14 protein-coding genes are annotated in these 14037 nt (G+C 72.8%); 9 read left to right on the forward strand and 5 right to left on the reverse strand.

All coding sequences use genetic code 11. From position 1 onward, the window contains the following. Positions 1-4 precede the first annotated feature (4 nt). The 6 genes from AB0K12_RS38445 (at position 5) to AB0K12_RS38470 (ending at position 6856) form a co-directional block, all read left to right on the forward strand. A complete protein-coding gene (locus AB0K12_RS38445; protein WP_364572372.1) occupies positions 5-901 on the forward strand; it encodes a hypothetical protein in 897 nt (298 codons plus the stop codon). 69 nt (positions 902-970) lie between these two features. Continuing rightward, the gene (locus AB0K12_RS38450; protein WP_364572374.1) at positions 971-1258 is read left to right on the forward strand and encodes a hypothetical protein; all 288 of its coding nucleotides are present in this window, start codon (positions 971-973) and stop codon (positions 1256-1258) included. A 66-nt stretch (positions 1259-1324) separates the two neighbouring features. Next, positions 1325-2725, forward strand: a complete 1401-nt coding sequence (locus tag AB0K12_RS38455) for an FAD-binding oxidoreductase (protein ID WP_364572376.1) — start codon at positions 1325-1327, stop codon at positions 2723-2725. 111 nt (positions 2726-2836) lie between these two features. Then, on the forward strand, positions 2837-4444 hold the full coding sequence (locus AB0K12_RS38460; protein ID WP_364572378.1) for an MFS transporter: 1608 nt from the start codon (positions 2837-2839) through the stop codon (positions 4442-4444). 27 nt (positions 4445-4471) lie between these two features. Then, on the forward strand, positions 4472-5605 hold the full coding sequence (locus AB0K12_RS38465; RefSeq protein ID WP_364572380.1) for an FAD-dependent monooxygenase: 1134 nt from the start codon (positions 4472-4474) through the stop codon (positions 5603-5605). A 213-nt stretch (positions 5606-5818) separates the two neighbouring features. Then, on the forward strand, positions 5819-6856 hold the full coding sequence (locus tag AB0K12_RS38470) for an acyl-CoA desaturase (RefSeq protein WP_364572382.1): 1038 nt from the start codon (positions 5819-5821) through the stop codon (positions 6854-6856). Here AB0K12_RS38470 and AB0K12_RS38475 read toward each other — a convergent pair. Continuing rightward, positions 6846-7160, reverse strand: a complete 315-nt coding sequence (locus AB0K12_RS38475; protein WP_364572384.1) for a hypothetical protein — start codon at positions 7158-7160, stop codon at positions 6846-6848. The two genes, AB0K12_RS38470 and AB0K12_RS38475, sit on opposite strands and share 11 nt — an antisense overlap. A 71-nt stretch (positions 7161-7231) precedes the next feature. Here AB0K12_RS38475 and AB0K12_RS38480 point away from each other — a divergent pair, with 71 nt between their 5' ends. From AB0K12_RS38480 to AB0K12_RS38490, 3 genes are all read left to right on the forward strand, one after another. After that, positions 7232-7936 carry an MFS transporter gene (locus tag AB0K12_RS38480; RefSeq protein WP_364572386.1) on the forward strand — a complete coding sequence of 235 codons (705 nt, stop codon included), beginning with the start codon at positions 7232-7234 and terminating at the stop codon, positions 7934-7936. Between the two features lie 90 nt (positions 7937-8026). Beyond that, complete coding sequence (locus tag AB0K12_RS38485) at positions 8027-8662, forward strand: copper resistance protein CopC (protein ID WP_364572388.1); 636 nt, start codon at positions 8027-8029, stop codon at positions 8660-8662. Further along, positions 8652-9650, forward strand: coding sequence for a hypothetical protein (locus AB0K12_RS38490; RefSeq protein ID WP_364572390.1), 999 nt, complete (start codon positions 8652-8654; stop codon positions 9648-9650). The genes AB0K12_RS38485 and AB0K12_RS38490 overlap by 11 nt, the downstream gene beginning before the upstream one ends. A gap of 31 nt (positions 9651-9681) precedes the next feature. Here AB0K12_RS38490 and AB0K12_RS38495 read toward each other — a convergent pair whose 3' ends face one another. From AB0K12_RS38495 to AB0K12_RS38510, 4 genes are read right to left on the reverse strand one after another with little or no spacing between them, the layout of a single operon-like run. Beyond that, positions 9682-11532: a hypothetical protein gene (locus AB0K12_RS38495; protein WP_364572392.1), complete on the reverse strand. Its 1851-nt coding sequence runs from the start codon at positions 11530-11532 to the stop codon at positions 9682-9684. Positions 11533-11536: 4 nt separating this feature from the next. After that, a complete protein-coding gene (locus AB0K12_RS38500) occupies positions 11537-12139 on the reverse strand; it encodes a pentapeptide repeat-containing protein (protein WP_364572395.1) in 603 nt (200 codons plus the stop codon). 28 nt (positions 12140-12167) lie between these two features. Then, the gene (locus tag AB0K12_RS38505) at positions 12168-13331 is read right to left on the reverse strand and encodes a cation:proton antiporter (protein WP_364572397.1); all 1164 of its coding nucleotides are present in this window, start codon (positions 13329-13331) and stop codon (positions 12168-12170) included. 8 nt (positions 13332-13339) lie between these two features. Then, positions 13340-13822, reverse strand: a complete 483-nt coding sequence (locus AB0K12_RS38510) for a cation:proton antiporter regulatory subunit (protein WP_345403049.1) — start codon at positions 13820-13822, stop codon at positions 13340-13342. Positions 13823-14037 lie beyond the last annotated feature (215 nt).

The following is a 14037-nucleotide window of genomic DNA, read 5'->3' on the forward strand; positions in this document are numbered from 1 at the left end:
CTCAATGAGCATCGAGCCGAGGGCGAGAGTAGCCCCCGAGCGCGTGCTGCCCAGCCCGGCGCCCATGGCGCCGGAGACGGCCGCGCAACAGCGGGTCGTCGAACGGATCTGCGCCAGGGTCGCGCCCGCCGGCGTGGACGTCGGCGTCGCCGAACTACCCCCCGGCGGACTGCAGGTGTGGATCGACACCCCGGTGCCGGTCGCCGAGCAGGAGTCGTGGGTGCTGTACCACCGGATGGCCCGCGAAGTGGCGCTGGTCGGCTGGCACTGCGAGGCCGACGCCGACCGGCTGCTGGTTCTGGGCTGGAGCGCCGCGTGCCTGCACAATCGCGTACGCCTGCTGCAGAGCGGGCTGCGCAGGCTCGCCGACTTCGAGCACACCGCCCAGCGGGCCGTGCAGCTCGACGGCCGCGACCCCGGCGACGCGCCGGCCACGCGGCTGGTGGAGGAGGTGTGCGCCGCCATCGAGCGGCGGCTGCGCTGGCCGGAGCGGCTGGCGGAGCTGGACGGCTTCGAGCGCAGCTCGGGCCTGCCGCACCTGCAACTGCTCCTCGCCCAGGTCACCGGCCTGGAGGCGAAGGTCGCGGCGGCCTGCGAAGAGCACCTCGTCATGGCACGGGTGCTGGCGCGGGCCGTCTGCGAACACCACGCGCGGCACGGGGACCCGGCCCGTGCGCGGCGCGACGTGCTGGCGGAGTCGCGCCGCTGGGTGCACGCCAGCTCCATGATCAGGGGGACGGCCACCGCACGGCCGATCCCCGCGGGCGCGGGCCGGCCGCACATGGGCCTGGCCGAGCGCCGCATCGCCGCGAGCGTCATCAACCACGGCGTGCCGCGGGTGACCCCCGCCGCCGCCATTCCAGGGGTCGCACACGCCGACCTCGAGGAGGGCGCCCGCTGATCCCGAACCGCTCAACGGCGAGTGGTCGCCCGGAAAAACCCACCCGAATCCGGTAGGAGAGCTCCCGTCATGCGAACCCCCCCGCACCTGCCCGCCCGATCCAGGCATGACCGTACCGAACGGGCCAGGCGCCACCCCTACGGGCTGGACATGCCCGCCCAGACCGCGCCGCACGGCACGATCGACTTCCCCGCGGACTTCCCCGCCGACTACCCATCCGGCCGCTTCAGCACCCCGTTCGACGCGCCCCCGCCTCCCGAGGCGGACGAGTTCGTCGAGCAGCGGCTGCTCGGCATCAGGGAGATGTCCAACCAGGCCATCGGCTCCATCGACGACCTGCTTCAGCACACCGTCTGAGTCGTGCCCCAGCGGCCCCCGACGCAGGGAGCCGGAAGAGCGAAACCGCACCACTTGAGGAGAGTCATGCAGGACCTTTCGCGCCCGGAGCTGCGGTCGCGTGACGTCGGGGGCCACCAGCCGCGCACCGTGGCGGGCGTCGAGACGCCACGCACCCTGGACGAGGTACGCACCCTCGTCAGGCAGGCCACGGCGGACCGCCGCCGTCTCTACCCGATCAGCACCGGCAGGAACTGGGGCATGGGCTCGGCCATGCCCGTCACCGACGACAACCTGGTCGTCGACCTCGGCGCGATGAACCGCATCCGCGGTCTCGACCTCGAGGCCGGCTACGCCGTCATCGAGCCCGGCGTCACCCAGCGCCAGCTCGCCGAGGTGCTGCGCGGCACCCCGTGGATGCTGAACGTCACCGCCTCGTGCGCCGACACCTCCGTGATCGGCAACGCGCTCGACCGCGGCGACGGCTGCATCCGCTCCCGCGTCCACGACGTGGCCGGGATCGAGGCCGTGCTCGCCGACGGCAGCGTGGTCACCACCGGCGGGCTCGACCCCGCCGGCCGCTACCACGGCAGGGTCGCGGGGCCCGACCTGACGCAGGCGTTCGTCCAGCACAACCTCGGCATCGTCACGGCGATGGCCGTCTCGCTGGTGCCGCGCCCCGAGACCATCGCGCTCGTGCACGGCCGCATGCCGGCCCACCAGGCCGGGGCGGCGCTCGAGGCGGTCGCCGGCTTCCTGCGCCGCGGCAACCCCGCCGACGGCCTGATGCGCGTCCGCGAGCTGGCGCTCGTCCCGTCCCACGGCGACTGGACGCTGCCCGACGGCGTCGACCCGAGCCTGTTCACCGTGCTCGGGCCGCTCATGGGCAGCGACGCCACCGTGGAGCTGGCCGAGGAGCTGCTGCGCAAGTCGCTCATCGAGGTCGAGGGCGCCGAGGCGCTGCGCGTGGTGGACGCCGCGGAAGTCGGCCCGCACGACCCGCTCTACGCCAGGGCGCTCATGTCGCTGGGCATCCCCACCTGCCTCGGCGTGCACAACGCGCTCGGCGTCACGTCCTGCGACCAGATCGACGACGGCCCGATGGGCTTCCTCGCGCTGCTGCCGCTCATGCCGCTGCAGGCACGCAGGACCGAGCACCTCGTCGGCGCCCTGCAGAGCGCCGTGGACGCGCACACCACCGCTCTCATGATCGAGTGGAACCTGGTCAGCCCGCACATCGGCAACGGCGTCATGCAGATCTTCTTCGACCGCGGCGCCCCCGCCGCGGCCCACCGCGCGCACCAGCTCCGCAACGACGGCAACTGCGTGCTGCGCGGCAACGGCTGCGCCATCTACCGCTCCGACATCGACCACGCCGCCGCCGACGTCTGGTCCGAGACCAGCACCGCCGGCCTCGGCATGCTGCACCGGCTCAAGACGGCGCTCGACCCGGACGGCCTGCTGTCGCCCGGCCGGTACGGCGCCTGACGCCCGCAGCCAGACCTCGCAGCCAGACCCTCGCAGATCGCGCCGCCCCGGCGCGCGGCCGGAGCGCCCCGGGGCGGGAGAACGGCTCGACGCAATCCAAGGAGGACCCACGTGCGTTCGTCACCAGCGGCCGTCAGGCCCACCACCACGAGCCGGCGTCACGGCGTGATGCTGCGCCTCGTCGGTGCGGGTGTCATGTTGACGGTGATGGCCGACACCACGGCCACCACCCTGGCGGTGGGAGTACTGAAGTACACGCCCGCAGGCGCCGGCATGCCGCTCGGTGATTTGGTCTGGCTGACCAGCGCGGCGTTCATCCCGATCGCGGCGCTGCTGGCCACCGCCGGCCGCTGGGCCGACCTGTTCGGCCGACGGCGCGTGCTGGCGGTCGGGCTCGTGGTGTTCGTGCTGGGCGGCATCGCCACCGTCGCCGTGGAACCCTGGTCGTACGTGCTGGCCGCACGGGCCGTCCAGGGCGCGGGCGCCGCGGCGATGATCCCGGCCAGCCTCGGGCTCCTGCTCGGCGAGCTGCCCGAGTCGCAGCGCAGGGGCGCGATCGCGCTGTGGAGCTCGGCATCAGGGCTCGGCTGCCTGCTCATGCAGGCCGGCGGCGGCTGGCTGGCCGCGGCCGTCGGCTGGCGCGCCCTGTTCCTCCCCAACGTGGTGATCGGCGTGCTCCTGCTGATCGCCTGCATCGGGCTGCCGGCCGGCAAGCGCGGCAACGCCAAGGGCGTGCCGGACGTCCTCGGCGCGTGGCTGCTGGCCGCCGGCATCGCGGTGATCGTGCTCGCCATCTCCAAGGCCATGGCCTGGGGGACGGACGTGCTGTGGCTGGGGCTGGCCGCCCTCGCCCTCATCGGCGGCGCGCTCGCCCAGGCCAGGCACCACCGCCTGCCCGCCATCGACCTGGCGCTGTGGCGACGGCCCAGGTTCGTCTGGGGCTGGCTGGCCACCTGGGGCTTCGGCGCCCTGTCGTACGGGCTGCTCACCGTGCAGCCGCTCTACCTGCTGCACCTCGGCTACCCGATGCTGGAGGTGGCCATGTGGCTGACTCCGACGTCGGTGGCCGTGGTCGTGACGAGCTTCCTGGCCGGAAAGCTGGTCAAGCGGGTCGGCGCGTACGGGCTGATCTACGCCGGGTCGCTGCTCTGCGGCGGCGCCTGCGTGCTCGTGTTGACGCAGGCCGGGCCCACCGTGTGGGGCCTGATCGCCAGCGTCGTGGTCGGCATGGGCGTCGGCGCGCTCGCGCCGGGCACCTCCGTCGCCACCACCCTGGCAGCCCGCCCCCACCAGTACGCCTCCGCGGTCGGCGCGGCCACCATGGCGCGCATGGTGGGCGGGGCCGTCGGCGTCGCCGTCGTGTCGGTCGTGATCGACCACCCGTTCATGACCGGACCCTTCGCGGGCCTGGCCGGCGCGCTCGCCCTGTGCGTGGCGATCTCGGTGCTGATCGGCGCGCTGGCACTGACCAAGATCACCAGGCAGCGGCCCGACCCGGGCGACGTGATGGTGAAGGTGCCCCGCCGGATGCTGCTCGAACTGCGCATGACCCTCGCCACCGTGGCGGCCGAGGCCGACGCGCTGCTGCCGGTCGAGACCCGCGCTCCCTCCGCAACTCCGTCCGCGAACCCCTCTGCTGTCCCGCACACGGATCACGTCCCGCGGCCGCGTGCGGCCGAACCGGGGCCGCTCGCCGGGACCCGCGGACATACGAACTAGTTCCACCCATTCAGAAGGGCTCTCGTCATGGCTACCACATCGTGCGACGTAGCGATCGTCGGCGCCGGGCTCGGCGGCTGCTTCCTGGCCTTGCTGCTGGGCCGCCGCGGGCAGCGCGTCGTCGTCATCGAGCAGGGACCCTCGGTCCCGAGCGCGGGCGCCGACTTCCTCAAGCCCCCGGGACTGCGGGTGCTCGCCCGGCACGGCCTGGCCGACCTCGTCGGCCGTAACGGCCTGCGGCGCGACACCATCCGCTACTACCACGATGGCGACCCCATCCAGGAGATCCGCTTCCCCGACGGCGGCTTCCTCATCCGCCCCTACCGCGAGCTGGTCGAGCTCATCTACACCTCGTGCGCGATGGCGGGCGTGGAGTTCTGGTTCGACGCCGGCATCGACGGCCTCGCCACCGGCGAGGGCCGCCCGGCCGAGCTGACCCTCCACGACGGGCGGCGGTTACACGCGGGCGTGGTCATCGGCGCCGACGGCACCAAATCCGCCGTCCGGCAGGCGCTCGCCATCGAGCAGTGCACGATGCCGTACGAGCGGGTGCTCATGCGGGTGGCGACCGTGCCGCTCAGCGCCAGCGTCGCGCAGCTCAACCGGCTGTACTTCAGCTCCGACGGCTGGTTCACCTACTTCTACCCGATCAGCAGGGACGAGGCCCGCGTCTTCGTCGGCCTGCCCCCCGAGGACGACAAGGAGATCTTCCAGGACGGCATCCCCGCGCTGCTCGACGAGCTGAAGAAGTTCGTCACCGACAGCTCCGACACCTTCAACCACCTCCAGGCGGCGACCTGGCAGCGCATCAAGGTGTCGTCGCTGCGCGTGGAGGCGTACCACCGGGGCAACGCCGCGCTGCTCGGCTCGGCCGCGTTCGCCTGCCACCCGATGACCGGCATGGGCATGAGCTACACGCTGCGCGACGCCGAGATCCTCGCCGACGTCATCTGCGCCCCCGGCGGCGACGCCGAGCTGCTCGACCGGCTGCTGTACGCCCGCTACGAGCCGCGCAGGCACGCCCACCGCCAGCTCATCGACTACGGCGACGCGCTGGCCGCGACCTTCCGCGACCGGGCGGCCTACCTCGCGGCCTTCCGGCCCGACCTGCACATCCACGGAGAGGCGGGTGCCGTGCCCGATGCGCCGCAGCTCGTCTGAGCCGCGCCCCCGCCGCCCGCCGTTCCCCACCTGGTGAGGTCGTCCAGTGCCGCGCTGAGTGCGGTGGCAGCCCGATACCCAGGCGGCGGGGGCGCCCCTTGCGGTAGGGCCAGCCCTACCATCAAACCGGGTGACTGCCGGGGTTCGCAGGACGCCTATCGACCGGAATGCTGGGAAGAGATCACATTTTCCCCTCGCATCCCGGAGACGCATGTGACTGTGACGGAGACGTCCCGCCCCGGTTCGGGGCAGCGGGGCAGCGACTACGCGCGGCTGTCGCGGCGTATCGCCCAGGCTGGGCTGCTCGACCGGCGGCCCGGCTACTACGCGGCCAGGATCACCCTGGTGGCCGCGCTGTTCGCGGGCACGTGGGCGCTGTTCGCCGCGCTCGGCGACTCGTGGTGGCAGCTCGCCGTCGCCGTGCTGCTCGCGGCGGCCTTCGGGCAGGCCACGCTGCTGGCCCACGACCTGGCGCACGGGCAGATCTTCCGGTCCCGGCGCACCAGCAGGAACGCCGGGCTGATCGTCGGCAACCTGGCCGTCGGGCTCAGCTACGGCTGGTGGATGGACAAGCACACCCGCCACCACGCCAACCCCAACCACGAGGACCACGACCCCGACGTCTCACCCGACTTCCTCCTGTGGTCGGAGCGGCAGGCCGAGGCCAGCAAGGGGCTGCCCCGGTTCATCGGGCGCTACCAGGCATGGCTGTTCTTCCCGCTGCTCACCCTCGAAGGCGTCAACCTCAAGGTGTCGAGCTTCCGCGCGCTGCGCAGGCCCACGCTCAAGAACCGCGCACTCGAAGGGGCCCTGCTCGGCGGGCACGTGCTGGCGTACCTGGGGGCGCTGCTGCTGGTGCTGCCGCTGCCCAAGGCGCTGCTCTTCCTCGCCGTGCACCAGGCCTGCTACGGCGTCTACCTCGGCTGCACCTTCGCCCCCAACCACAAGGGCATGCCCGTGCTCACCGCTGAGGACGAGCTGGACTTCCTCCGCAAGCAGGTGCTGACCTCCCGCAACGTCCGCGGCGGGCACCTCGTCACCACCGCGCTCGGCGGGCTGAACTACCAGATCGAGCACCACCTGTTCCCCAGCATGCCCACCGCGAACCTGCGCAGGGCACGGCCCATCGTCCGCGACCACTGCGCCTCGCTCGGCATCGACTACGTCGAATGCGGGCTGCTGGAGTCGTGGGGGCAGGCGCTGCGGCACCTGCACGACGTCGGCCGGCCGCTGCGCCGGGTCAGGGCGTGACGATCAGCTCCAGGCCGCCGAAGTCCTCCGTGACCTGGTGACCGGCCTCCACCAGCACCGTGCGCACCGCGAGCTGCACCGCGTCCCTGATGGTGGAGTACCTGACCAGCTGCTCCGCCGAGCTGCCCCAGGTCACCACCACCCCGCGGGCGGGGTCGTGCCAGACCCCGAGCCCGCCGTCGGCGGCCAGCAGCGACGGCTCGACGCTGAAGCCCGCCTCCGTCAGCTCCTGCCGGACCACGCGTTCGAGGTCCTGGCCGGCGCCCGTGGCGACACTCGTGGCGACATCCGTGTGGGTGTCCATCCAAATCCGCTGCCCTCACCCGCGCGCTCCGAACCTCGGGACCGCGAGAAGTGTGTGGAAGGATGTCGCCTGTGTCCACCGCGACATCCCCGGCCCCGCAGCCGGCCCTGCAGGCGGCCCTGCGGCCGGCCCTGCACCCGGCCCGCCCAGCGGCCCGGACCCCAGGCCCGGCCGACGGCGCGCCGGTGATGGGTGCGCGGCCAGCCGGTGTGCTGAGAGCCGGTGTGCCGAGGGCCGGTGTGGTGCTGCGGCTGGCGCGGGCCGTCGTGTTCGCGACGGTCTGCGGTGCCGTGTCGGTGGGCGGGCATGCGCTGGCCGGGGGAGGGGCGGTGCCGTTCCCGGTCTATCTGGCCGCGGTGCTGGCGACGCTCGGGCTGGCGTACCTCGCCGACGGGCGGGAGCGCGGCCCCGGCGCGGTGCTCGCGGCGACCGTCGGCACCCAGATGCTGCTCCACCAGCTCTTCGACCGCCTGGCGCCCGGCGAGGTGGCCGGGCACGTCCACGGTCACCCGGCCGCCGGCATGCTGCTGGTCCACCTCACGGTCGCGGTGCTGAGCGCCTGGTGGCTGCACCGCGGCGAGAGCGCGCTGTGGCTGATCCTCCGCCTGTACGGCACCCCGTTCCCGGCCGTCCGGCTGCTCGTCACCGCAGTCGCCGTACCCGATGCCCGGCCGCCGGCCTGGCGCCCGGCCACCCCCGAGACCACGCCCCTTCTGGGCCGTCTCGTCTCCCGCACGATCAGCAGGCGAGGACCCCCCGCCGGCGGGCGTCACTGACGCCCGACGGCACCTTTTCACCCTTGGCCTGTGTCCGGACGTCCGGCGCCACGGGCGCGGTCGTCCGGAAGATCATTCTGGAGACCTGACATGGCATTCTCACCCCACCTCGCTGGGCTGCGCTCTCTCCTCGCCACCCTGCTCGCCGCCGCCCTTCTCACGGGCCTTACGGCATCGCCCGCGCTGGCCCACGACGCGCTCAAGCGCAGCTCGCCCGCGAAGGACGCCGAGGTCACGGCGCTGGACGAGATCGAGCTCGAGTTCACCGCGAGCGTCAAGTTCCCGTTCGTGGTGCTGCACGACGCGTCCGGGAAGCAGCTCCAGCTCGGCGAGCCCGAGCTCGACGGCCCGCACGTCACCACCGGCGTCACGCAGCCCCTGGCGCCCGGCTCGTACACGATCGGGTGGCGGGTCGTGTCCTCCGACGGACATCCCATAGAGGGCGAAATCCCGTTCAACGTGAAAGGATCAACATCTCCGTCCGCCTCGCCCACGGCGACCGGCGAGACGGCCGCGGCGCCGGCGACGGCAGCCACGGCTGGACCGCCCGAGCAGGGGAACCCCGGTGTGGACACCGCGGCCGGCGCCACGACCACCGACGCGGCGCCGGCGGGTGTGCCCGCCTGGATCTGGGGCGTGCTGGCGGTGCTCGTCGTGCTGGGCGTGATCGTCTGGTTGAAGACTTCGCGCCGCGGCCCCGACCGGGAGGAGCTGGATGCGGATTGAGCAGGCGAGGCAGGTCGCCCGGCAGTGGGTGCTCGAGGAGGGCGCGAAGCTGCCGGGGTTCGGCGGGGCGTTCCTGACCGGGTCGGTCCTGTGGGCCGACCCCGGCGACGAGCTGGCGGTGTCCTCCGACGTGGACGTCATGGTCGTCGCCGACCCCGCCGCTCACATCGGGCACATCGGGAAGTTCCACTACGAAGGGGTGCTGCTGGAGGTCTCCTCCATGGTGGCGCCCCGCTCCGTCCACGACGTGCTCAGCGACTACCACCTGGCCGGCAGCCTCCACCTGCCCGGCCTGCTCGCCGACCCGACCGGACGGCTGAGCGAGATCCACCGCGTCGTGGCCCGCGACTTCGCCGAGCGCCCCTGGGTCCTCGCCCGCTGCACCGACGCCATGGACCGCGTACGCGGCTGGATCAACGGCATCGACGAATCCGCCTCGGTGCCCACCCAGGTCACCTCGTGGTTGTTCGGCACCGGCGTCACCACTCACGTGCTGCTGGTGGCCGGGCTGCGCAACCCGACCGTACGCCGCCGCTATGCCGCCGTCCGCGACCTGCTCGCCGAGCACGGGCGGCTCGAATACCACGAGAGCCTGCTCGACCTGCTCGGCTGCGCCCACCTGAGCCGCGCCCAGGTCGAGGGGCACCTCGCGATGCTGGAGAAGGTGTTCGACGCCACCGCGCCGCTGCGGGTGCCCGACTACCGGTTCGACACCGACCTCAGCCCGGTCGCCCGCCCCGCCGCCATCGACGGCACCCGCGAGCTGATCGCCGCCGGCCGGCACAGGGAGGCGGTGTTCTGGCTGGTGGCGACGTACGCGCGGTGCCTGGACAAGCGGGCGCTGGCGGGGGAGCGGGGCTTCGAGGACGGGTTCGGCGAGCTGCTCGCCGACCTCGGCGTGGCGACGCCGGCCGACCGCCGCCGGCGCGCCGACCGGGTGCTGGCCGCCCTGCCCGGCCTCTGGCAGACCGCCACTACGCTCTTCTGAACCGGCGTGAACCGGCGTGAACCGGCAGGGGTCAGGCGCGGCGCAGGGTGCGGGTCAGGCCGGTCGCGATCGTCGTCGCCAGCACCCACCCGGCGGCGATCAGCCCGTACGCCAGCCACTGCGCCCCGCCACCGGGGTTGAACGCCTTCTCCTGCCCGAAGTCGATGATCGGCAGCAGCAGGTCGAGTGTGTAGACCAGCGGGTTGAACTCGGGCGCCTCGCCGCGCTTGAGCGGCGGCGGCCGGTCGAGCCAGAACACCGCCGTGCCGACGGCGAGCAGCGCCAGCAGCCACCCGGCCGCGCGCAGCGGGCGGAAGCCGTAGCCGACGGTGACGTCCTGCAGGTGGCCCCAGGCGCGGGCGTACCAGGGCAAAGTGGCGCGGCGCTGCTGCTGCCCGGCCAGCATGGTCGCGCGGGCGTCGGCGTCGCCGCCCAGCCGCCGGTACATCGCGGCGAGCTGCTCGTAGGCGTTGGGGCGGTAGCCCTCGGGGTCGCGGCGCAGCCAGGCGATGCGCTCGGCGGCCGGCAGCATGGGGTCGAGCACCTCGTACGAAGCGCCGTCCATGCGCAGCTCGCCCGGCCAGACCGCGGGGTCGTCGCGGAGGACGCCGATGCGGGCGTGTCCCAGCTCGACCCGGCCGCGCACCGGCGCGGCGGTGCGCATCGCCAGCTCGCGGGTCTCCAGCCGCCAGCCCTTGAGCGCCACGTCACCGGGCGCGGCGAGGGTGGCGTCGTCGAGGCACAGGCGGCTGCCGATCTGGGCGTTGGTCAGGCGGACCCGGCCCTCGGCGGTGAACCCGTCGCACAGGTTGAGCACCTTGCCGACGGTGATGCCGTTGGCCGACAGGGCCGCGTCGCCGGGGTTGACCAGCCGCGCGCCCTCGAAGTGGGCGGGCCCGCTGACGGAGGCGTCGAGCAGGCTGATCTCGCCCTCGGCGACCAGGCCGTGCCGGCCCACCAGGGCGCCGTCGACGGTCAGGCCGTCGCCGGCCAGCGCCTGCCCGCCGGGGTTGACCAGGTGCGCGCCGTCGAGGCTGAGCGTGCGGCCGACGGCGGCGGCCCGCAGCCACACGGCGCCCTCGGTCTCGGTGTGTGCGAGGAACAGGCCGCTCTCGGCCTTGAGCCCGCCGCCGTGCACGGCCAGGCCGCCGGGGTTGCGCAGCTTCGAGCCGCGCAGCGTGAGCGGCCCGCCGACGCGCGCGAACCGCAGGCTGACCTCGCCCTCGACCTCCATGCCCCGGGCGAACAGCCCCACCTGCACGTCGAGGTTGGAGCCGCCGAACGCCAGCCCGCCCGGCGCGCGTAACCTGGCGCCGTCGAAGTTCACCGCCGCGCCCACCCTGGCGGCGGTCAGCACGATCTCGCCGTCGCAGACGAAGCCGTCCTGTGCGCGCAGGCTGCTGCCGACGTCGAGGTGCTCGGCGTTGATCGCGGCGCCGCCCGGATGGTCGAGCCGCGCGCCGCTGAGTGAGAGCGTGCCGTTGATGCGGGCGCCAGGCAGGCGCAGCTCGCCGGTGACGTGGCAGCCGTTGAGCCGCAGGTTGCCCTCGACCTGCGCGTTGGAGGCGATGAGGCCGGGCAGCGTGGAGTCGGTCAGGCTGATGAAGCGGGTGCGGGCCTGGTAGAGGTCGGGCACCTCGTCGAAGACGCAGTCGTGCAGCAGGATCGGCAGGTCGAGCTCGGCGAACGCCAGGTGCAGCCGGCCCGTGACGCGGGCGCCCGACAGCCGCAGCGCCGGCTTGGCGCCCGGCTCCGTGCGCTCGGCGAGCAGCAGCTCCGCCAGCACCTCCGCGCGCACCGGCCCGAGCGGGCCCGCGTCGACCTTCGCGCCGCGCGGGATCGCCTCGGCGACGGCCTGCTCTGCCGGGGTCAGCTCGTGCACGGCGTCACCCGCGTACGTCGAAGCCCAGGCCGGCGGCCACGATGGCGGCCTGGGCCGGGTCGATGCGGGTCTCCTTCAGCGTGACCTCTCCGGGCTCCAGCGTGAGCAGATCGCTGCCCCGCAGGTCGCACCGGGTGAGGTCGGCGCCGCGCAGCAGCGCCCCGGACAGGTCGCACGAGCGCAGGGACGCCTTCTCCAGCCGGGCCTCCGACAGGTCGGCCTCGCGCAGGCGCACGCCGTCGAAGGTGCTGCCGCGCAGGTCGGCGCCGTAGAGCGAGGTGTAGGACCAGTCGCCGCCCGTCGCCTTGAGCAGCCCGAACGTGCAGTCGGCGAAGACGGCGCCGGTCAGCTTGCAGCCGGTGAACGTGGCGTCGAAGAACGAGCAGTGCGTGAAGACGCAGCCGGCGAAGCTCGCGTCCTCGTGGACCGAGACGTTGAAGCGGACGTTCTCGAACCGGCACTCCTCGAACGAGCAGCCCTGGTCGGTCAGCTCGGTCATGTCCACCTCCTGGAACAGCACCCGGTGATGGCGCTCGCCGGAGATCTCCCGGCCGTCCCAGTCGGCGGACCTGACCGTCCGCTCCATGGAGCCCTGTCGTTCTGTCATCCGAACACGGTATCGGATGCGGGCGACGCTACGCCGCCCGTTGCGCGATGGCGGTGATCAGCGGCTGCACCAGCTTGGCCGCCAGCGGGCCGAACGCCGCGAGGATGAGCACGTACGCGGCGGCAAGAGCACCCAGGTCGGGGTGCACGCCGGCGCCCACCGCCAGACCGGCGATGACGATGTTGAACTCACCGCGCGGGATCAGGGCGATGCCGGCACGTGCCTGACCGGCCTTGGCGATGCCCGCCCGCCTGGCCGCGTACGCACCGGTCAGCAGCTTGGTGATCATGCTGACCAGGGCGAGCAGCGCCGCGAGGCCCGCCACCGGCAGGATCTTCGCCGGGTCGGTCTGGAAACCGAAGAAGACGAAGAACACCGCCGCGAACAGGTCGCGCAACGGCGCCAGCAGCGCGTGCGCGTCCTCGGCGAGTTGCCCCGACAGGGCGATGCCGACCAGGAAGGCGCCGACCGCCGCCGAGACCTGCAGCTGCTGGGCGAGGCCCGCGACCAGCAGGGCCAGGCCGACCACCTTGAGCAGCATGACCTCGTTGTTGGGGCTGCGCACGAACGCCTCGATGTAGCGTCCGAACTTCAGCGCCACGACGAGGACGATGCTCACGGTGAGCAGCGCGATGCCGACCGAGATGGCCCCGCTGAGCAGGCTCAGCCCGGCCAGCATGGTCGTCAGGACCGGCAGGTAGATCGCCATCGTCAGGTCTTCGAAGACCAGCAGCGACAGCACGGTGGGCGTCTCCCGGTTACCGATCCACCCCAGGTCGGACAGCACCTTGGCGGTGATGCCCGACGAGGTGGCGTAGGTGACGCCCGCCATGGCGATGGCCGCGACCGGTCCCCATCCGAGCAGCAGGGCGATGATGGCCCCTGGCGCGGCGTTGAGCACCAGGTCGACGATGCCCGCGCGGAAGTTGCTGGTCATGCTGGTGACCAGCTCGTCCGCGTTGTATTCGAGGCCGAGCGTGAGGAGCAGCAGGACCACGCCCATCTCGGCGCCGGTGGAGATGAACGCCTCGCTCGTCGCCAGCGGCAGCACCCCGCCGGTACCGAACGCCAGTCCGGCGATCAGGTACAGAGGGATGGGAGAGATGCCGCCGCGCAACGCGAGCGCGCCAAGGACCCCCAGGCCGAGCAGGACGGCGCCGAACTCCAGGAAGATGACCGCGGTTTCGTGCACCCGCGGCCCTACCCGTTCGCCAGGATGCCGGCCACGTCGGACGTGCTGTCCTCGCTGCCCACTACGACCACGACGTCACCTACGGCGAAGACGAAGCCGGGTCCCGGGCTCGCGAACACCTGCCCGCCTCTGACGACGGCGACGATGGACGCGCTGGTACGGGTGCGCACGCGGGCGTCACCCATCGGACGCCCCGCGTAGGGGGAGCCGGCCGGAATCGGCAGCTGCACGCTCATCAGGCCCTCGACCTGCTGGTGCAGCTGGTTGAGCCGCTGCACGATGCGAGGCGCGCCGAGGAGCTCGGCGAGGGCGTCGGCTTCCTCGTCGTTGAGCTTCACCGTCTGGCAGACCGCGTCGGGATCGTTCTTGTCGTAGATGACCAGATCGCGGCGGCCGGTGCGATGAGAGACGACACCGACCCGCTGTCCCTTGCGAGTGGTGAAATCGTGCCGTAGCCCGATGCCCGGCAGCGCTGTTTGTTCGACCTCCACCTGTCCCACCCGTATCGATCCGCATATTTTCGGACAACCCTACCAATGGTGTGACCTACCCTTGCCGGGCCCTTCACGCGGCCTTGACCTGGACCGTCCACGCCGGCCTGGACCTGGGGGAAGGCCGGTGCTCCGCAGAGCGTGGGAGACTGGCTCAAGGCGTCGCGGACCAGGCGCCTCAGCCCGTGCCGACCCGGCAGCACGCCACGCCATAA

It is taken from the genome of Nonomuraea sp. NPDC049419 (assembly GCF_040676995.1).
In the GTDB taxonomy this organism is placed as follows: domain Bacteria; phylum Actinomycetota; class Actinomycetes; order Streptosporangiales; family Streptosporangiaceae; genus Nonomuraea; species Nonomuraea salmonea.